General features: G+C 36.7%; 17 protein-coding genes. 10 read left to right on the top strand and 7 right to left on the bottom strand.

Annotation, left to right across the window (positions count from 1 at the left end; genetic code table 11):
• Positions 1–36: 36 nt before the first annotated feature.
• The 5 genes from C406_RS0103570 (at position 37) to C406_RS0103550 (ending at position 6077) form a co-directional block, all read left to right on the top strand.
• Positions 37–741 (top strand): response regulator transcription factor, encoded by a 705-nt coding sequence (locus C406_RS0103570; RefSeq protein WP_017379219.1) that lies wholly within the window; start codon positions 37–39, stop codon positions 739–741.
• Positions 741–1814, top strand: a complete 1074-nt coding sequence (locus C406_RS0103565; RefSeq protein WP_017379218.1) for a sensor histidine kinase — start codon at positions 741–743, stop codon at positions 1812–1814. Before C406_RS0103570 ends, C406_RS0103565 begins: the two co-directional genes overlap by 1 nt.
• Positions 1747–2520, top strand: a complete 774-nt coding sequence (locus tag C406_RS0103560; protein WP_026045593.1) for an ABC transporter ATP-binding protein — start codon at positions 1747–1749, stop codon at positions 2518–2520. Before C406_RS0103565 ends, C406_RS0103560 begins: the two co-directional genes overlap by 68 nt.
• Positions 2492–4426: an FtsX-like permease family protein gene (locus C406_RS0103555; RefSeq protein WP_017379216.1), complete on the top strand. Its 1935-nt coding sequence runs from the start codon at positions 2492–2494 to the stop codon at positions 4424–4426. The genes C406_RS0103560 and C406_RS0103555 overlap by 29 nt, the downstream gene beginning before the upstream one ends.
• A gap of 97 nt (positions 4427–4523) precedes the next feature.
• Positions 4524–6077 carry a fatty acid--CoA ligase family protein gene (locus tag C406_RS0103550; RefSeq protein ID WP_017379215.1) on the top strand — a complete coding sequence of 518 codons (1554 nt, stop codon included), beginning with the start codon at positions 4524–4526 and terminating at the stop codon, positions 6075–6077.
• Positions 6078–6282: 205 nt separating this feature from the next.
• Here C406_RS0103550 and nadA read toward each other — a convergent pair whose 3' ends face one another.
• From nadA to nadB, 3 genes are read right to left on the bottom strand one after another with little or no spacing between them, the layout of a single operon-like run.
• The gene (gene nadA / locus C406_RS0103545; RefSeq protein ID WP_017379214.1) at positions 6283–7377 is read right to left on the bottom strand and encodes a quinolinate synthase NadA; all 1095 of its coding nucleotides are present in this window, start codon (positions 7375–7377) and stop codon (positions 6283–6285) included.
• Positions 7374–8228, bottom strand: coding sequence for a carboxylating nicotinate-nucleotide diphosphorylase (gene nadC / locus C406_RS0103540; RefSeq protein ID WP_017379213.1), 855 nt, complete (start codon positions 8226–8228; stop codon positions 7374–7376). The genes nadA and nadC overlap by 4 nt, the downstream gene beginning before the upstream one ends.
• A complete protein-coding gene (gene nadB / locus C406_RS0103535) occupies positions 8225–9763 on the bottom strand; it encodes an L-aspartate oxidase (protein WP_017379212.1) in 1539 nt (512 codons plus the stop codon). Before nadB ends, nadC begins: the two co-directional genes overlap by 4 nt.
• A 114-nt stretch (positions 9764–9877) precedes the next feature.
• On the opposite strand from nadB, the gene C406_RS0103530 reads away from it, so the two are divergent.
• On the top strand, positions 9878–11014 hold the full coding sequence (locus C406_RS0103530) for an IscS subfamily cysteine desulfurase (protein ID WP_017379211.1): 1137 nt from the start codon (positions 9878–9880) through the stop codon (positions 11012–11014).
• Between the two features lie 261 nt (positions 11015–11275).
• Here the strand turns inward: C406_RS0103530 and C406_RS20455 are convergent, their stop codons facing one another.
• Both C406_RS20455 and C406_RS0103520 read right to left on the bottom strand, forming a co-directional pair.
• On the bottom strand, positions 11276–11413 hold the full coding sequence (locus C406_RS20455) for a hypothetical protein (RefSeq protein WP_017379210.1): 138 nt from the start codon (positions 11411–11413) through the stop codon (positions 11276–11278).
• Complete coding sequence (locus tag C406_RS0103520; protein WP_017379209.1) at positions 11413–12702, bottom strand: helix-turn-helix domain-containing protein; 1290 nt, start codon at positions 12700–12702, stop codon at positions 11413–11415. The genes C406_RS20455 and C406_RS0103520 overlap by 1 nt, the downstream gene beginning before the upstream one ends.
• Positions 12703–12974: 272 nt before the next feature.
• Between C406_RS0103520 and C406_RS0103515 the strand changes: the two genes are divergently transcribed.
• Complete coding sequence (locus C406_RS0103515) at positions 12975–13271, top strand: DUF3006 domain-containing protein (protein WP_017379208.1); 297 nt, start codon at positions 12975–12977, stop codon at positions 13269–13271.
• A 101-nt stretch (positions 13272–13372) separates the two neighbouring features.
• Here C406_RS0103515 and C406_RS0103510 read toward each other — a convergent pair whose 3' ends face one another.
• A complete protein-coding gene (locus C406_RS0103510; protein WP_237740499.1) occupies positions 13373–14689 on the bottom strand; it encodes a helix-turn-helix domain-containing protein in 1317 nt (438 codons plus the stop codon).
• 211 nt (positions 14690–14900) lie between these two features.
• Between C406_RS0103510 and C406_RS0103505 the strand changes: the two genes are divergently transcribed.
• Positions 14901–15116, top strand: coding sequence for a hypothetical protein (locus tag C406_RS0103505; protein ID WP_017379206.1), 216 nt, complete (start codon positions 14901–14903; stop codon positions 15114–15116).
• Between the two features lie 141 nt (positions 15117–15257).
• On the opposite strand, the gene C406_RS0103500 is transcribed toward C406_RS0103505, so the two are convergent.
• Positions 15258–16802 (bottom strand): FAD-dependent oxidoreductase, encoded by a 1545-nt coding sequence (locus tag C406_RS0103500; RefSeq protein WP_017379205.1) that lies wholly within the window; start codon positions 16800–16802, stop codon positions 15258–15260.
• A gap of 153 nt (positions 16803–16955) precedes the next feature.
• On the opposite strand from C406_RS0103500, the gene C406_RS0103495 reads away from it, so the two are divergent.
• Positions 16956–18932: a S9 family peptidase gene (locus tag C406_RS0103495; RefSeq protein WP_017379204.1), complete on the top strand. Its 1977-nt coding sequence runs from the start codon at positions 16956–16958 to the stop codon at positions 18930–18932.
• Positions 18933–19145: 213 nt separating this feature from the next.
• Positions 19146–19781 (top strand): class I SAM-dependent methyltransferase, encoded by a 636-nt coding sequence (locus tag C406_RS0103490; RefSeq protein WP_017379203.1) that lies wholly within the window; start codon positions 19146–19148, stop codon positions 19779–19781.
• Positions 19782–19786 lie beyond the last annotated feature (5 nt).

Here is a 19786-nt window from a genome sequence, read left to right as displayed (position 1 = left end):
TTTTGGTAGAATTAAGAAGTAAAGGGGGAGGTAAAGATGTCGACACATCGTATCTATATCGTAGAAGATGATCGTAAAATCGCCTCACTACTTGCCGATAAGCTACGTAAATATCACTATGAAGTGAAAACGGTTGATGATTTTGATCTCCTATTAGAAGAATTTGAAGATTTTGATCCACACCTTATTTTGCTTGATATTAACTTACCTTCTTATGATGGTTACTACTGGTGCCGTCAGTTCCGCACAAAGACGACGTGCCCAATTGTCTTTATTTCAGCGCGATCAGGGGATATGGACCAAGTATTCGCCCTTGAAAATGGAGGAGATGATTTTATAACGAAACCTTTTCACTATGAAATCGTCTTAGCCAAAATAAGAAGTCATTTACGAAGAACTTACGGTGAGTATGCATTAAAACAAGAAGAACGTACCATCAAACTTGGCAAACTGTGTTTATATTTAGAACGAATAGAAATTCATACTGCAACGCTACAAATTCCGCTTCAAAAGCGTGAATGTACGATATTAGAACTATTGATGACACAGGCACCAAAAGTTGTAACTCGGGAACAATTACTTGAAGAATTATGGGATGATCAAGCTTTTGTTGATGAAAACACATTGAACGTTAACATGACCCGTGTAAGGAAGAAGTTACAAGAATACGGAATTACCTCCACGATTGAAACAGTGCGAGGAGCAGGCTATCGCTTTGTGTTAAGTGGGGAGGAGTCGTAATGAATTTCCGCTTATTTGCAAAAGAGCATGCTGCGTACGTGATTTTCCAACTTATTATGGTGATCTTTATTATGTTGTTGTATTGGTTAGATGGCTTCCGAAATGTTGATACTGCTATTTATTCCGTTGTCATTAGCACGTTATTAATTTTATCATTTTTATTTGGACGCTACGTAAAACGGTATGCATTTTACCAAAAAGTATTGTTGTCACCTAAACAAATGGAAGCTGCTTTACAACGTGACGGGAAGTCACCAGAACAACTACAAGTTGAAGAATATCTCCAGGGATTATATCGCTTGTATCAAAATGAAGTACAAGCTTTATACGCCAATCAAAAACGTCATTTACAATTTATGAATCAATGGGTACATCAAATGAAAACACCCTTAGCCGTTGCAGAATTGCTACTACAAGAAGATGGAAATCTCGTTAAGCGAAGCATGCAAGAAGAAATTGATCGATTAAAACGCGGTCTGGATTCCGTTTTGATGAATGCACGTCTGGATACATTTGAGCAAGACATGCAAATTGAACGGGTCTATGTAAAAATGCTAGTATCCGAAGTGGTATCAGAAAACAAGCGTTTATTTATTACACACCATGTATACCCAGTGATTTCAATTGACGAAAAATTCATGGTACCAACCGATTCAAAATGGATGAAATTTGTTATTGAACAGTTTATTACAAATGCTGTAAAATATACCTTTGAAGAAGGAAAAAAAGTACATATTCGTGCACAATGTCAACAAGGACAGCTATTACTGTCAGTCCAAGACGAAGGAATTGGTATTCCATCAGCTGATCTACCTCGTGTTTTGAAAGCCTTTTTTACAGGAGAAAATGGCCGAAAGACTGGAGAAAGCACCGGAATGGGCTTGTATTTAGCTAATGAAATTTGTGGGAAGCTTGGTCATGAATTGACCATCACGTCTGAACTGGGTAAAGGTACAACCGTTTCAGTATTATTTCAGAAAGTAGCAGAGAGAGGTCTACCAGAAGATGATCATATTAAAAATGGACGAAGTGACGAAGGTATACGAGGGGAAAGTGACACATCGTGCGATTAACCAGTTGAATTTTGAAGTCAATAAAGGTGAATTTGTGTCAGTGATGGGACCTTCAGGAAGCGGCAAAACGACACTCCTCAATCTAATTTCGACCATTGATTCGCCAACTTCTGGTACTATGACAATTGATGGACTATGTCCCGAAGAAATGACTAAAAACGAGTTGGCTATTTTTAGACGAAGGCAGCTAGGATTTGTTTTTCAAGACTTTAATTTATTGCAAATGCTTACAGTAGAAGAGAATTTGGTACTTCCACTTACACTTGACGGACATTCAATAGATGAAATGAAAAAGCGCATAACTGATATTGCAAAAAAATTAGATTTGGATGAAATTCTTGAAAAGAGGCCAAATGAAATTTCAGGTGGACAAGCCCAACGGACGGCGATTGGACGAGCACTTATTCATCAGCCGATGTTTATTTTAGCTGATGAACCAACTGGAAATTTGGATTCGAAGGCATCGCGTGATGTATTAGAGTTGCTTACAAAAATTAACCGTGAACAAAAAACGACGATTCTAATGGTTACACACGATCCCATTGCCGCAAGTTATTGCGATCGTGTTATTTTTATTAAAGATGGCGAGTTTTTCAATGAGATTTATAGCGCTGATCGACGACAAACCTTTTTCCAACGAATCTTGAATGTTTTGTCTTTACTTGGAGGCAATGTCAATGACCTTTCGACAATTCGCTTATCGTAATGTCGTTCGAAATCGACGAATATATGCCGCTTTTTTCATGGCGAGTATGTTTTCCGTGATGGTGTTTTTCATGTACTCGATGCTGTTATTTCATCCTAAAATTGAAGATGAATTTTTGCGGAGCTTTGCAGCATCCGGAATGATTGTGGCTGAAGTCATTTTGTATATCTTTACATTGTTTTTCTTGTTTTATTCAATGAGTGCCTTTTTACAATCACGTTCCAAAGAGTTCGGTTTACTCCTGCAACTCGGAATGGAAAAGAAACAATTAAACAAATTGATTTTCCTTGAAACGATGTTGATTGGTATGGTGTCTGTTGCAACCGGTATTTTTTTTGGTTATGCTTTTTCAAAATTCTTCTTTATGATTGTTCGTGAATTGCTTCAACTTGAGGGTTTGCCTTTGTATGTATCGTTTAAACCGTTTGCTTTAACAATAGGTGCATTTTTCAGTTTGTTCGTCATTATCGCTATGACAAGTGTAGTGTTTATTCGTGAACAGAGAATTATAGAACTCATTCGTGGTTACCGGAAGACAGAAGAACAACAAAGTTATTCAACAGTGAAAGCAATATTTGGGATTTGTATGTTGTTGTTTGCATACGCTGCAGCTGCTTTTACTTCGATGAATGTTGTGTTGGCCCTTGCAATTGTTTTGCCACCAGTTGTCGTACTAGGGACGTATTTTTTCTTTACCGACAGCATTTTGTTTTTACTTCATCAGGTAAAAAAACGGAAGTCACTATACTGGCACCGTATTAACTTAATTTCTATTTCGGAAGTTGGAGTAAAACTACGTGAGAATGCACGAATGTATTTTATCGTTACTATTGTTTCCACAGTTGCATTTTTATCTGTTGGAACTTTAACTTCATTATCTTCGTATACTGGACAATTTCGTGAAATAAATCCACTATCCCTTATTTATTCTAGTGAATTAACGAATCCATATGAATCAAATCATATTTCATTATTGCGAAAAGAATTAGAAGAGCAAGGCTTATCCTATACACTTGTTCCTTTTTTAATTAAAAAACAAACGTCATCTTCTTCACAGAATTCAGTAGATATTTTAAGACAGTCTGATGTAAATAGTTTAGCAGTTGCACTTGGACTGCCTCTTGTTGAGTTGAAACCTGGAAAAGGATTGTTAATTCCGTATTCAGAGGAATCAATTGAAAGTTTAAAAAACAAAGAAATTCAAACAGTGTTAGAAGAAAGCAATGTGCCGATTCAAATTCGTGGTGTTTACCCACAGATGTTATTTCCTTCAATGATTATTGGTTCTAATATTATAGTCGTCAGTGACGAAGATTATCAGTTAATTAATGAACCCCTAGAAGGAAATTCACTGGACTCTTCTTATAAATTCTTTGCTTTTCACGTAGCTGAATGGGAACGAACAAAATCGATTGGATTACAAATAGATTCGCAAGTAACGGACGCTATTTATAATGGAGCTTTTACAAATCTACCATTTTATTTTGAAAACCCAGGATTAAATTACTCTGTTATACGTGCGACGTTTTCTTTGTTATTATTTACAGGTTTAATGGTCGCGGCCGTTTTGTTATTGGCAGCAGGGAGCTTTGTATATTTCAAATTATATACTGGTTTGGAGCGAGATAAACGTCAATTTGAAGTGTTGAAGCGTATGGGGTTAACCGATCAAGAATTAATCAAAATCGTCAATCGTCAACTCGTTCCCCAGTTTTTCTTGCCATGGGGTATCGCAATGTTGCATAGCGCATTCTCATTTTTATCACTTCAAGTCATTTGGCGGAACTTGGCAGAGGTATCGATTTTAAGTGAGATGGTTTTAGTTTTAGTTGGATTTACCTTTATTCAAGTTTTGTATTATTTCTTAATTCGCTGGCGCTATATTGCACATGTTCGGGCATCGTGAAAATTCGCGGTGCTTATTGTATTGTCTGAACATTTCTTATATAATGAAAGTATCAAATAATGAATGATCATTCATTCAATGTTAAGGGGATATACATATGAACTTAGTTACTCGTGTTCGTGAAACTGCTTTACAACAGCCAACTAAAACGGCGTATCATTTTATGGGAATCGATACTTCTTATGCAGAATTTGATCAATCGATTGCACGTTTTGCGTCTGCATTACGTGAATTAGGTGTGGAAAAAGGAGATCATATTGCTTTTTTACTTGGCAATACACCACACTACTTGATTTCCCTTTACGCAACGATGCGTTTAGGTGCAACGGCGATTCCTATTAATCCTATCTATACAGCAGATGAGATTTCTTTTATTATTCAAAACAGTGACACAAAAGTAGTAATTGCGCTTGATATGTTATTACCACTAGTAGAAAAGGCTGCTGGCGCATTCCCATCTGTTCTTACATACGTGATATGTGAAACTTCACCAGAGGCAGGAGATAAGATAGAAGCTCTTCCTGACAGTGTTCGTGAAAAAGTGAAATCGTTTACACAATTAATTACGTCGTCTTCACCTGAAGTATTACCAGTGAAAATCGAGCCAGATGACACAGCAGTTATTTTGTATACATCCGGAACAACAGGACGTCCAAAAGGAGCGATGTTAACGCATGAGAACTTATTCTCTAATGCGCGTGATACAGCGGATTACTTAGGATTTACTGCTTCGGATAAAGTTTTGGCAACATTGCCTGTGTTCCATGTATTTGCATTAACAGTTGTCGTAAATGCTCCACTATTAAAAGGAGCGACGATTTTGCTTGTTCCACGTTTTAGTCCACAAGATGTTTTTAATACAGTGAAAGATCAGCAAGCCACTATCTTTGCAGGGGTTCCGACGATGTATAATTTCCTATATCAATTCCCACAAGCAAATATTGAAGATTTCTCAACGATTCGTTTAGCAATTTCAGGAGGATCTTCACTACCAGTTGCACTACTTCATAATTTTGAAGATAAGTTTAATGTACGCATTTCTGAAGGATATGGTTTGTCTGAAGCATCACCAGTTACATGCTTTAACCCACTAAATCGTGATCGTAAACCAGGTTCAATCGGTATGTCTATACTTAACGTCGAAAATCGTGTTGTAAATGAATTAGGCGATGATGTGGAAGTTGGCGAAGTAGGGGAATTAATCGTACGAGGACCAAACGTCATGAAAGGTTACTACAAAATGCCAGAAGAAACTGCAGCAACAATTCGGGACGGATGGTTGTATACAGGGGATTTAGCTAAAATAGACGACGAAGGCTATTTTTATATTGTTGATCGCAAGAAGGATTTAGTTATTGTTGGAGGCTACAATGTGTACCCGCGTGAAGTGGAAGAAGTATTGTTCGCACATCCAGGTATAGTAGAGGCAGCGGTTATAGGCTTACCGGATGCGAACTTTGGGGAGGCTATACATGCATATGTAGTAGTGAAAGATCAAAACTTAGACGCTCAAGCGTTAAATAGTTTCTGTGCCGAACATTTAGCAAAATATAAAATACCAAGCAACTTTGAATTTTTAACTGAAATACCAAAAAACACGACTGGCAAAATTTTGAGACGGTCATTAAAAGAACAAGCACTAAATAATTAATAGGTGAGCCAGACACAAAGTAATGTGTCTGGCTTTTATATTGTAGACGGATGAAGTTGTCGTAAAATTTGTGGGGAAAGATCTGTGTTTATTTCGTTAATGAAAAGATGTCCGATAATAAGTCTACATAAACAATAAATTGATGAATAAAATTCAAATGAAATGAAGCCATCCCGCAGTTGCGGAATGACTTCATTTCATCGATTTACATCATTTTTTCCAATGCCATTTTTGCTTCTAATGAAGTTTTTTCATCCACGACAATTTGATTGATTACTCGACCTTCAACAAGTTCTTCCAATGCCCATGTTAAATGGGGCAAGTCGATGCGGTTCATCGTTAAACATGGACACATAAAGGGGTTTAGGGACACGATATCACGGTCAGGGTAGGTTGTAATTAATCGGTTTACTAAATTCATTTCTGTTCCAATAGCCCACTTTGAACCAACTTCTGACGCTTCAATCATATCGATAATATATTTCGTAGATCCTGCAAAATCAGAAGCGCTAACTACTTCATATGTGCACTCAGGATGTACCAATATGTTACGGTCTGGTTCTTTTTCACGCAAATTTGCTACGTGTTTAGGCAAGAAATTCATATGCACAGAGCAGTGACCTTTCCATAAAATTACCACAACATCTTCAATAGCACATTGAAGTTCTAGATTTTGTTTAATTGGGTCCCATATAGCCATTCTGTTTAAAGGAATTCCAAGTTTCACGGCTGTGTTGCGACCTAAGTGTTGATCGGGTAGAAAAAGCATGCGCGTTTTTTGAGTTAGAGCCCATTCGACCATTTCTTGAGCGTTTGAAGATGTCACCGTTGCTCCACCATTGCGACCGACAAATGCTTTTATTGCAGCGGTCGAATTGACATATGTTAACGGTACAATCGTATTACCAAAGTACTTCTGTAATTCTGTCCAGGCTCGCTCTGTTTGATCAATATTTGCCATATCGGCCATCGAACAACCAGCACGGACATCTGGGAGAATGACTGCTTGATTTGGAGTAGTTAAAATATCAGCAGTTTCTGCCATAAAATGAACCCCGCAAAATATGATATAGTCTGCCGTTTGTGTTGAGGCAATTTGAGATAGTTGTAATGAGTCCCCTGATGCGTCCGCATAAACAATGACTTCATCTTTTTGATAATGGTGGCCAAGAATATACAATCGATCACCGAGAAGAACTTTTGCTCGTTGCGCTCGTTCATGAAGTTCTTCTGTTGAAGAAGCTAAATAGTGCTTAGGCATTGCATCTGCTAGTTGTAGTTCTTCTAATAACGTAGTCATGCTAATATGGCCTCCTTACTTGAAATGGTTAAATTCAAACTGATATCTAAGTTTGAGACACTATGTGTTAACGCACCAATGGAAATGACATCTACACCGGTATGTCTATATGCCATCAATTTATCTAAATTAATTCCTCCTGAAGCTTCGGTTCGAATGGAAGAGGGGACAAGTTTTACCCAAGTTGTCATCGTTTCAGGTGTTTGGTTATCAAACATAATGACATGTGGTTGTGCTTTTATTGCTTCGTGTAATTGTGCTTCCGTTTCTACTTCTACTTCAATCATCACCATATGACCAAGTGTGGCACGAACTTTTTTTACTGCTTGTGTAATAGAACCTGCTGCAGCAATATGGTTATCTTTTAGCATTACCGCGTCGTATAAGCCAATGCGATGGTTGAATCCGCCGCCTATTCGCACGGCATATTTTTCAAACATACGAAGTCCAGGTGTTGTTTTGCGTGTATCCACAATTCGTGTATGAGAAGAGCCTAAAGTCTCCACACATTTAGCTGTTAGCGTCGCAATAGCACTTAATCTCTGAACTAAATTCAATAACACACGCTCGCCTGAAAGTAACGAAGCGATAGGACCCTTTAATCGAACAATGGCTTCGCCAGATACTACGTGGTCACCATCTTTTTTCAATAGTTCTACGTTAACCGCATCGTCTAATAAGCCGTAACCCCATTTAAAACATTGTATGCCAGCAACTACACCGTTCTCTTTAAAACGGATAATAGCTTCACCTATGTCTGTCTCTTGAAAAAGGACAGATGACACGTCACGGTCTCCTATGTCTTCAATTAAAAAATGTTTTAGCGCTTCTTCTACTTTAAAACGGTTCATTTTACAGTCTCCTTACGTTCAATTTTACGCGTACCAATCGACACCCCATAGATGGATTGTTCGATTACTTTTCCTGTCCAGTCAGTAGAGGAGGTCGGATAATCATGTCGATAATGACCTCCGCGGCTTTCCGTACGAAGATAAGCGGATTTTGCAATTAAACTACTTGTTGTATAACGATGGAAATATTGTATTTGTTGATTGCTATAATCACAAAGCTTTAGCCGTTTGACAGGAAAATCGCTAATAAACTCATGTAACTCATTTTCTTGCCGAATGATCCCAACTTGTTCGGTCATTCGAAGTTGCATGTTGGTAAGTTCACCATGTGGCATGTGCGTCTGTATCTGCAGCGTCCGCTTTTGTCCAGGAAGAATCAGGTTTTCTACCAATCTTGTGGCTAATCTCTCTGCAAAAACTAGACCTTCTAATAAAGAGTTGCTCGCTAAACGATTGGCACCGTGCACACCGGTTGATGCAACTTCACCAAGGGCATACAACTGAGGAATCGAAGTTTCTCCGACATCATTTGTTTGTACACCACCCATATGGAAATGGGCACCAGGACGCACTGGCAATAACTCATGAAGTGGATTTATACCATGTCTAACGCAGTTTGCGTAAATCGATGGGAATTTCTTTTCAAAGCCATGAATATGACGTGCATCCAGATAAACAGGGTCATTTTTTTGCCAGCTCCACTCAATGACGCGGGCGACAATATCGCGTGGGGCTAGCTCGAGTAATGGATGAACATCATTCATTACTCGCACTCCGTCTTGATTGACGAGAAAAGCGCCTTCTCCTCTGACTGCTTCAGAAATAAGACCGCATGATTTTCCGTTCAATGTGAAGATGGTTGGGTGAAATTGAACAAACTCTAAATCTTCTAATATAGCGCCAGCATGATAGGCAAGAGATAAACCATCTCCAGTTGCAACAGATGAATTGGAAGTTTGACTATAAAGTTGACCAATCCCACCTGTTGCGAGAACTACATGTGTAGCGTAAATGATGTGTCTGTGACCATGTTCATCACTTACTAAAACACCAGTGCAACGACCTTCATCTATTTTTAATTCTAAAACGGTATGAAAAGGGAGTCGGGTTACTTTTTCTTGCGTTTGTTTAAGCAAGTAGTGCATTAAAATCTTCCCAGTTTGATCGCCACCTGCATGTAATATTCTTCGTTTAGTGTGTGCAGCTTCCTGACCAAGATCAGGTATCCCACTAGAAGTCGCGTCAAAAGGAAGGCCTTGTGACATTAATTTCTCCACAAGAGCTTTTCCTTCATGCACAAGAAGATCCACTCGTTCCGTGTTTGCATGATTTGCAGTGGCAAGCATCGTATCTAGGGCATGTGTCGAAGGTGAATCATAGGGAGCAAGGGAAGCTGCAATCCCGCCTTGTGCAAGAGATGTATTACTAGTGAAAGAATCTTCTTTTGTGAGGATGACAATTGACATGGAAGAGGGGAGAGAGTGAGCGAGCATCAACCCTGCGACACCACCACCGATTATGCAAATATCAAACATTGTTTACACCAACTTTACGATAAGTTTACAGATGTCTTGACACTATTAATGACATAAAGATAAAGTGATTACAAGTAGAAAATCTTATTTTGGAAGGAATTTGGTGAATAGATGATGATTTATTTAGATACAGCTGCCACATCACCAATGAGAAAAGAGGCAATAGACGCCTATATAGAAGCTGCAAAGACAGCTTTTGGGAATACACAAAGTTTGCATGATGCAGGTTCCACAGCTGCTGAATATATAACATCATGTAAACAAATGTGGGGCCGCTTTTTTAATGGGCGTGCCGAAGGTGTTTACTTTACAGCAAATGCTTCTGAAGGAAATCAATTCACGATTCGTTCTCTTTTAAGAGGTAGGCCTTCAGAATTTAGAGATATCATTACAACGAAATTAGAACATGCTTCTGTACTAACAACTATGCATGAGTTAGAAAAAGAAGGATACCGCATTCATTACATTCCGGTAGACTTATTTGGAGTCCTAGATATAAAAGAATTTGAACGAGCTGTGAATCAAAAAACGGCATTAGTTGTCATGCAACTTGTAAATTCTGAAATGGGTGCGATTCAACCTGTTGAGGCATGTGCAACTTATGCGAAGCAATTAGGTGTTCCTATTCATTGTGACATCGTTCAAGGCTTCGGAAAGATTCCGCTAGACTTGACTACTCTTGGCGTCACATCTGCCGTTTGCTCGGCACATAAGATCGGTGGACCAAAAGGAGTAGGGATCGTCTATATAGACCCTGCAGTACACTGGGAATCGGTTTATGAAGGCACAACACATCAGAATGGATTTCGTGGAGGTACAGTCGATGTTCCTGCCATTGTAGCAGCGACAATCGCCGCTAAATATGCGTTAGCTGAGCAACAGGATGCTTATCAACAGGCAATATATTTACAGGATTTTATGTCGTACAATTTACCCGAAGGTGTCCAACTTGTGGGGAACGTAGAAACAAAATCTCCTTTTATTCAAGGGTTGATTCTGCCGCATGTTGAGGGGCAATGGATGATGCTTGAATGTAATCGTCAGCAAATTGCAATTTCGACAGGAACGGCATGTAAAATAGGATTTGGAGAAGCGATGTCTGCTATGGGTGCAATCGGTTTTGAAAGTGACGTAGCAAGAAAATTTGTACGCATTTCTTTTAATCCACATACGACCCTTAGAGAAGTAAAAGCATTTATAGAAGTCGTAAATCAATCTTTGATTGAAAACAAAACGAGAGCCACCCAATAGCAGGTGGCTCTCGTTTTATGTATATAACAACTTGTGTAAGCATCAATTAATAACTGAACTTACATTGTGTAAATAAAATGAAATTCTAACAACCTTTACTTAACATTACCCTCATACTCTATATCAATGGCAAAAAAACAAAAACAAAAACAAAAACAACTTAACCGAATTGAATGTTCACTTTCAGAGGGAAATTTAAAAAACAAATTAAATAAAAAGCAGAAATGACTTGAAGTGAATCAAGTCATTTCTGCTTTTTTGTTAGTAGCTTAGAGTTACAAATGTACCTGGTAAGCTGGTGATTCTTGGTCGTTCCTGCTCCGCTTGTGTAGATTGTTGGTTTACAAAACCTAAAATAAGAAACGCAGCAAATAATGTAACTACTAATTTTTTCTTCATTATAATTCCTCCAGAAATGTAATAGACTTTTGTGAAAATTGATATTCAAGTGCTTTTTGGTACATTAATGATGAATTCTTATATTTTCTGTGGTGACTATATAAATCAGCTAGTTTTATAGCGTATTTATTTGCATGTCTGAAATCTTTAGTATGTTCAAAAAAATCTATAGAAGCCTTAAATAGGTCTTCATCCTTAAGATTATTATTGTGAAAAACACTATAAATTTTAAAGTGATGAAAATAAGAAAAGTTTTTATCTGTAAGGTTTGAATCTAATAAACTTAAACCTTTTCCACACCATTCAAGAATTTTATTTGTATTTTTTTGTTTAGAGTATTCCTTAATAATTGAAAATATAGTCAGTAAGTAACCATCTGTGTTTTTGTTGCTATTTAAACTTTCAATATAATAATCGATGGCTTTGGAATGGTTATTCTGTTGAGCGTATAAAAACCCTAAATTCTGAGCTATAATACCTTCATATTCTTGCAACTTTAAGTCTTTTGCAAGTTTTTTTGCAAGTAGATAACTTTCTTCTGCACTTTTATATTTAGAAGTAATAGTCTGGGCAATCCCAATGACTATATAACAATCAATCGCTCTTTTAAAAATTAAATTATCTTTATAAAAATTAAGAGCTTTAGTTGAGTATTCAATAGTATTTAACAAATGATTGTTGGAAAGATAAGAAATGCTTAAGGCATTATAGAAATCAGTAATTTCCCATTCATCCAGATGGAATGTACTAATAAGCTCTAAAGAAGTTTCGAGATGTTTAAGTGAGATTTTATATTGTTGATCAACATAAAATAGTAATCCAGAATTGGTGTTAAGTAAAAATTGTTGTCGAGGGTCAAACTTTTCTTGCATTTGCTCCAATGCATTCATAAGATTTTTCACAGTATCAATATCAGTATCAGTTATTAAATATAATCGAAATAAATAGAGATTATACGTATAGAAATTACTCTCATCTTTAAAGAGAAAATTTCTCTCCTTGTAGGATAGTAGCTTTTCCTTAATGTCATCTTTATTTCTATCAATAATTGCTTCTTTGTAAAGCAAATAAAGCTCGGATAGGAATTCAATTTCTTGTTCAGTAGAAATGTCCTCATAATCCAGGTTGAGTCTATCCGACAAAAGTTGCAGTACATCTTCACTAGGGAAGGTCTGGTTATTTTCAATCTTACTTAGGTAGGACGTTGAACAGATTCCTTTAGCAAGGCTAACTTGTTTCATATTCTGTTGTATGCGGGACATTTTTATGAGCAATCCTATATTATTCATATATCCACCTTTTATACTACTAGAGTAATTGAGCAATATCTACTACTTGAAGTTGGGAAACATAATGTGAATATCATTAAAAAAACGCGTGTTTTGGAAATAAGTTTCCCAACCTAATTATCTTCCTTATTCCATCTTAACGAATTATGATTATATTGTAACTAATTAAACAATTAATATGTCTATTCTTCGAATTTTAAATTTATTACAAATATTTAGCAACTAATAACTTTCAACAAACAAAACCATCATTAAAAAGGGAGCTGTTCACTATGTTTAGAGGAAGAATGTACAAATTGGATCGATTTGAAGAAGATTTAGCTGTTCTTTTAGAATTCCCTAGTGAATCAAATGTATTAGTAGTTCCAACAGATGACTTACATCATGATATGAAAGTTGGCGACGTATTATTAGTGGATATAAAAGAAGAAGGATTTAATATTTCTAAAGTGAACAAACGAACTGCTAATCAACAGAAGAATGTAGAACCAATTTGTCCATCTCAGAAAATTAGTAGTTACTATATCGACTACGAGCATGGTTGTTTAGTTTATACGACGGCAAGTTAACAATTGCGTTCAAAGACATTCTTGCCAATGTCTATGACATATATATATAAACCTGTAACTATTCCTACGACCTCGGGAAATAGCTACAGGTTTTTTGCATTTTATAAATCTTCCCAACAAGAAATCTTGTTTTTTTTGAACATATTTTCATTAGATAAGGCAAAGTATTTCGCTGCATTTTTGTATTTACTATTTTTATAATAGAAGTTGCCTAATAATAATGAGTACTTTTCAGTATGACGATAGTCTTTAATATCTCTAAAGAAATTATATGCACTTATGGTTGTTTTCTCAAAGAGTAGTTGGTCGGTTTCTCTAGCCAAATAAACGCTAAAATGGTGTGAGAATGTTTCAAAACCAGGGTTCTGATTTTCATTAATTAATGAAAGGCCAAATTTAGCCCACGTTATAATTTGCTGGGAATTCTTTAATTTTGAGTATTCTTTTACTAATGAATAAATAGTAGGTAATTTTTCATCATTATCTTTTCTAGATTCAAGACTCTCTAAAAAATATTGAATGGCTTTATCTGAATGACCTCTAACAGAAGCAGTATTTCCTAAGTTTTGTGTAATTATTGGGAAATGTTCTTTTAAATTAAGTTGTAATGCAATTTTTTGAGCGAGTAACAGATTTTGATAAGCTTTTTCATATTGATAAGAATTGTCTTGAGCAACAGCCAGCATTAAGTGACATTCAACAACTCGCGTATTGAAGAACCCATTCTTAAAAAACTCTAAAGATTTTAGAATGTATTCAATTGAAATGACCCAACGTTGTTGCGTTATGTAACAATGACCTAATTGGTAGTGAAAATCAGCTTCTTCCCATTTTTCCATATTAATCTTTTGGGAGTAAGTAATTGCTTTTTCATATGCTTGGAGTGTCGAATTAAAGTCTAATTTAAATGAATAATAGCTTCCCACACATGAGTTAAACAAAAACATCTGGTATTCATTAAAGTTCCCAGAAAGCTCAGATAAAGCCATAATCAACTCACTTGTGTCATGGCGGATATCTTGTACGATGAGGGTTAATCTTAGGACCATAAGTTGATAGGTATAATAGTTCGTTGAATCACTGAACAGATAACGTTCAGTATTAATTTCCTTTAGTTGTATAGCTGCAAGTTCACGGTCTTTATTCATGACTGCATTAAAATTGATTTCCCGTATTTGTTTAAGATAACTTTCATCGTTTAAAGTTTTATTTTGGCTGATCGATAGTTCAAGTCGTTTTAATAGTAAATCGATTACCTCTTGGCTTGGTACAATTGAATTATTTTCAATTTTACTGAGGTAAGAAGGGGTACAAATCCCTTGAGCTAATGTTATTTGTTTCATATTCTTTCTAACTCTCTCAAGCTTGATAACGTGTCCAAAGTTATTCATAATTGTTTGCTCCTTAGTTGCACGCATTTTACAAGTCTAACTTTAATTCTACTATACGGTGAATGGACTTTAAATAAAAGGTTGTATAGGAAATATATTTCTTGAATTTACTGTTTTTATGCTTAAAATGTGAATACTTTCCCAACTTATTCGACATTTTTCGACGTTTTTTTCAAGTAGACTAGTACTAGAGAAAAGATTTGAAGAAATATTGTGTATTATGGAGGGGAGAGATGGCATGAAGTATGCAACGTTGGGGTTCGTTCTCGTTGAGATAGCTTTTAGTTTGTTGCTTATACCCAAGAAAGGCACTCTGACTAAACCAATTCACTTTATTGCAATCACTTTTTTTTCGTTGCTTATGATCTATGCGATAGGTACCTTGCTCCCAATTATGGGTGAAGGTGTAGATGTTGTGTTGAAACATATGAACACAGATGCATTTCGATTTTAAACGTGATATTACAAATAATGTTTTATAATACATAGTAGCGGGAAATAGTTGATTCACAATTGGGTTATAATAATTCATTAAAAAGTGAGAAAGATAAAAAGCCAAACCTTTTTGATTCAAAAAGGTTTGGCTTTTTTACAATCACATTTTTTCCAAAGGATTCACAGCAGGCCCTTCTAAAACTTCTCCTTTATAAGAGAAACGTGAACCGTGGCATGGACAATCCCACGAACGTTCCCCGTCATTCCAATGTACATCACAACCTAAATGGGTACATGTTGGTTTGACTAAGTGAAGTTGACCATTTTTATCCTTATAGGCACCTGTTTTATGGTTATCCACCATTACAATGCGTCCTTCATCATTTTTTAAATCATCCACAGAGTCTGAAGGACGATTGAATTTACCAGTCACTAATTCTTTTGCGACATTAGTGTTCATTTTCACAAAATGTTTAATGTCTTCTTTTTTAATTTTTGTTCGAGTTGGTGAGTATAAGGCCGAATATGAATTAAATTTATTTTGTGCGAGATCTGCAAGTAAAAGACCTGCCATTGTTCCATTCGTCATCCCCCATTTATCGAATCCCGTTGCTACAAACACATCAGAAAAGCCACTCGTCATTTCCCCAATATAGGGTAGACGATCGAGGGTCTCATAATCTTGAGCTGACCAATGACTATCGATGGATTCAACCGCAAAATGTTGTTTGGCAAATTGAGTTAGCGTTTTATAACGATCATTAGTAGAGTCATCATGACTAGAGTCTTCATGCTGTCCGGTTTTGTGTCCTTCTCCCCCGACTATCACATAACTTTCCCCTTTTTCTCCTTTCGCTGTTCGAATGGAGCGGGTTGGCTTTTCGACATTAATGTACATGCCATCTAGGTCAACACTAGGTACTTTTACACAAACTACGTAGGAACGTTGAGGTGACAAGCGTGAAAAATAGAGACCTTCTTTATCATTAAATGGAAAATGACTTGTTACTAGAACTTGTTTGGTCTTAATTTTATTCCCTTCGATCGTTTCAATGAGAATATTTTCACCATGAATTAGTGTTGCTGCGCGCGTATTTTCGTGAAAAGTCACCCCTAGATTTTGTGCTTCTTTAACTAATCCATACATATATTTGACCGGATGAAATTGTGCTTGATTAGGTAATGTTAACGTTTCACTAACTGGAAATGGAAGCTCATTTTTGGAAGTGGACAGGTCACCAGGGATTCCAAGTTGTTCATAAGCTGATTTCTCTTTCTTCAATTGTTCAACACCTTCAGGAGTTTGTGCGTAGAGAACAGCATGTCTTTCTTCAAAATCACAATCAATAGAAAGGGTGTCTATCCAATCTTTTATTTGTTCGAGTGCATGTTGATTGGCATCAAAATATTGACGTGCTTGCGTCTTACCAAATATTTTCGTTAATTCATCATAAATAACTCCGTGCTGGGCAGTTATTTTAGCCGTCGTAAACCCTGTTGTCCCACTGACGATTTTACTACCTTCAATAACCGTTACATTGACACCTTCTTTAGCAAGTACATACGCTGCGGTAATGCCCGCAATTCCAGCTCCGACAATACAAACATCCGTTGTGATATCCGAATCTAATGCTGGAAATGTTTTGTTTGATAGTTTTTTTCTCCAATATGATTTTGTGAATTTTGGCAACTCGAGTGCACACATAGTAAACCCTCCCACTCATTATTTACTAGTCATTACCTATTTCGAAGGAAAACAATCAATTACTATAGGAATAATTTGTTGAAAATTAAAGGGAAACTCTTACGGTTGTCGAAATAGTATAGATGCGACAACGATAAATGAGGAGGAAATAGCGTGATAAAGCGTAAATTGACGATAGAAGATTTAAATAGATTGGTGTCGGTTACACAGCCTACTTTGGCGCCGAATCAACAAGAAGCGGTTTTTGTTCAAACAAAAATTGATGAAAAAGAAAATACATATCAAGCAAATTTATGGCATGTAGATTTAGCTTCCAAAAAAGTAACTCAATGGACACATGGAAAAGAAAAAGTTTCAAGCCCAACATACTCTCAAGATGGAACAGAGCTTGCTTATCTTTCCACGCGTGAAGATATAAATCAATTATATGTAGTACCTACTAACGGCGGAGAAGCACGCAAAGTTACATCATTAGAGAAAGGTGTAACTAGCTTTTTATGGTCTCCATGTGGAAAGAAAATTTGGTTTGTGGCTTCTTTAAAAGAAGGAAAGCTTTTTACTGACGATCCGGAAAAAGAAGAAAATAAAAAGCCTGAACCTTATATAGTGGATAAAATGAAGTACAAAATGGATGGTACGGGTTTACTTCCTCAAGATACCTATAAGCATATTGGCGTCATTGATACTCAAACGGGTGAAGTGACACAATTTACAGAAGGTAATTATTCGTATGCCTTGCACGCTATTTCTCAAGATGGAACGAAAATCGTATTCAGTGTTAACCGTTCTGAAAATCAAGACTTTGAATTCCGTCAACCGTTGTATTTGGTAGATGTAGAATCGAAACAGGAAACGACGATTATTGAAGAAGATGGAAATTTTGGTGGAGCCGCGTTTTCATTTGATGACGCGAAGTTAGCGTTTGTAGGGAGTGAAGGAGCTTACAAGAATGCGACTCATTCGGAACTTTATGTCTACGATATAGAGTCAGGTTCACGGGAAGTTTTGACGGAAGGCATTGATGCTCCGGTGGGAGATTATGTCGTTGCAGATCATCAACAAGGATCAAATGCACCAAGTGTTGTGTGGACGAAGGATAATCATCTGTATTTCCAAGTTTCAACAATGGGCGACGTACGTTTATATGCTGCTTCTTTAGAAGGAGAAATGTATCCAGCTACGGGTGACGATGAACATGTATATGGTTATGATGTAGCGAAATCTGGTGAGTTTGCGCTCGTTACTATTTCAAATCCTACGAAAGTCGGCGAACTCTATCTACATACAATCGCTACGGGTGAACGACAAGCTTTAACTTCATTCAATGCGTCATTTGAAAACGAAGTTGAACTTATTCCAGCACAAGCTATTTTTTACAAGGGGGCAAAAGAGTGGGACGTTCATGGTTGGCTAATGAAACCAACAGGTTATGTAGAAGGACAAAAGTATCCGTTAATTGTCGAGATTCATGGTGGTCCACACGCAATGTATGCCAATACATTTTTCCATGAGCTTCAGCTTTTAACAGCACAAGGGTATGGAGTTCTTTATGTAAATCCACGTGGAAGTCACGGTTATAGCCAACAATTTGTAGATGCTGTACGAGGCGATTATGGGGGTGGCGACTATGAAGATATTATGGCAGGCTTGGACTTCGTTTTATCCGAAAATACCTGGATAGACGAAAGTCGTCTTGGTGTAACGGGTGGAAGTTACGGTGGCTTTATGACGAACTGGATAGTCGGTCATACAAATCGATTTAAAGCAGCTGTTACACTGCGTTCTATTTCGAACTGGGTCAGTTTCTTTGGTGTTTCTGATATTGGTTATTATTTTAGTGATTGGCAAATTGGGGCAGATATGACAGACGTGGAAAAGTTGTGGGACCATTCTCCACTGAAATATGCCAAAAATATTGAAACGCCTTTATTAATTATGCACAGTGAAAAAGATTTCCGTTGTCCAATCGAACAAGCAGAGCAACTCTATATCACGTTGAAACAAATGAAGAAAGAAACTGGCTTTGTACGTTTCCCAGACTCTGACCACAACTTGTCACGGACTGGCTATCCTAATTTACGTTATGCAAGGCTGAAACAAATCACAGAATGGTTTGATAAATATCTATGAAGTGATGTTACTTAAACGATGGAGTTGGACATGTATTTATTAATAAGTTTTAGAATTTCTAATAATTTTTAACAAGGACCCCTTTCGTAAATAGAAAGGGGTCCTTTACGATTTGAGGGTAGAAAAAAAGAATAAACTATGTTATAAATAAGTCTATTAACCTAATACCAAGTAAACAGGTTGGAATAATATATATAAAAAGGAGAATTTACTATGGGACGTGAATTCGTAGAAATATTTGATGAGTGGGTACATTCTTATGATGAGTCAGTTTCTGGCAAAGATCCTGAATATCGGGATGTATTTGCAAAATATGATGAAATTCTTTTGGCAGTTGCAAAAAAATCTTTTGGTACGGTTGTTGAATTTGGCACAGGAACTGGCAACTTAACGGCGAAGTTAATAGCAGCCGGTTATTCGGTTATTGGCATTGAACCAAACGCTGCGATGCGCACTGTAACAGCGAAACGTTTTCCTGAATTGACGATAATAGATGGTGATTTATTAGTTTTTGAGGCACCTCAAAAAGTCGATACGTTTGTCAGTACGTATGTATTTCACCATTTAAAAGATCCTGATAAAGAAAAAGCTTTATCCTTATATGCTAGTTTACTGCCTATTGGTGGTAAAATTGTATTTGCAGACACAGTATTTACGTCTGAAGAAGCAAAACAAGCTCAGATTTCAAAAGAACGTGCACGTGGTTTTAACAATGTAGCAGACGACTTGGAACGTGAGTACTACACTACGATTCCTGTTTTGACAGAAACATTTGAAAAAGCAGGATTTACTGTTCAATTTGAACAGATGAATGATTTTGTGTGGCTAATGGATGCAATTAAAAAATAAGGAGT

It is taken from the genome of Paenisporosarcina sp. TG-14 (assembly GCF_000297555.1).
GTDB lineage: Bacteria > Bacillota > Bacilli > Bacillales_A > Planococcaceae > Paenisporosarcina > Paenisporosarcina antarctica.
This window is presented reverse-complemented; position numbering and strand designations above follow the sequence as displayed.

Excerpts from the sequence above, each read along its gene's own strand:
- C406_RS0103570 (WP_017379219.1), top strand. The coding sequence starts at position 37 with ATGTCGACACATCGTATCTATATCGTAGAAGATGATCGTAAAATCGCC.
- C406_RS0103565 (WP_017379218.1), top strand. The coding sequence starts at position 741 with ATGAATTTCCGCTTATTTGCAAAAGAGCATGCTGCGTACGTGATTTTC.
- C406_RS0103560 (WP_026045593.1), top strand. The coding sequence starts at position 1,747 with ATGATCATATTAAAAATGGACGAAGTGACGAAGGTATACGAGGGGAAA.
- C406_RS0103555 (WP_017379216.1), top strand. The coding sequence starts at position 2,492 with ATGACCTTTCGACAATTCGCTTATCGTAATGTCGTTCGAAATCGACGA.
- C406_RS0103550 (WP_017379215.1), top strand. The coding sequence starts at position 4,524 with ATGAACTTAGTTACTCGTGTTCGTGAAACTGCTTTACAACAGCCAACT.
- nadA (WP_017379214.1), bottom strand. The coding sequence starts at position 7,377 with ATGACTACGTTATTAGAAGAACTACAACTAGCAGATGCAATGCCTAAG.
- nadC (WP_017379213.1), bottom strand. The coding sequence starts at position 8,228 with ATGAACCGTTTTAAAGTAGAAGAAGCGCTAAAACATTTTTTAATTGAA.
- nadB (WP_017379212.1), bottom strand. The coding sequence starts at position 9,763 with ATGTTTGATATTTGCATAATCGGTGGTGGTGTCGCAGGGTTGATGCTC.
- C406_RS0103530 (WP_017379211.1), top strand. The coding sequence starts at position 9,878 with ATGATTTATTTAGATACAGCTGCCACATCACCAATGAGAAAAGAGGCA.
- C406_RS20455 (WP_017379210.1), bottom strand. The coding sequence starts at position 11,413 with ATGAAGAAAAAATTAGTAGTTACATTATTTGCTGCGTTTCTTATTTTA.
- C406_RS0103520 (WP_017379209.1), bottom strand. The coding sequence starts at position 12,702 with ATGAATAATATAGGATTGCTCATAAAAATGTCCCGCATACAACAGAAT.
- C406_RS0103515 (WP_017379208.1), top strand. The coding sequence starts at position 12,975 with ATGTTTAGAGGAAGAATGTACAAATTGGATCGATTTGAAGAAGATTTA.
- C406_RS0103510 (WP_237740499.1), bottom strand. The coding sequence starts at position 14,689 with ATGCGTGCAACTAAGGAGCAAACAATTATGAATAACTTTGGACACGTT.
- C406_RS0103505 (WP_017379206.1), top strand. The coding sequence starts at position 14,901 with ATGAAGTATGCAACGTTGGGGTTCGTTCTCGTTGAGATAGCTTTTAGT.
- C406_RS0103500 (WP_017379205.1), bottom strand. The coding sequence starts at position 16,802 with ATGTGTGCACTCGAGTTGCCAAAATTCACAAAATCATATTGGAGAAAA.
- C406_RS0103490 (WP_017379203.1), top strand. The coding sequence starts at position 19,146 with ATGGGACGTGAATTCGTAGAAATATTTGATGAGTGGGTACATTCTTAT.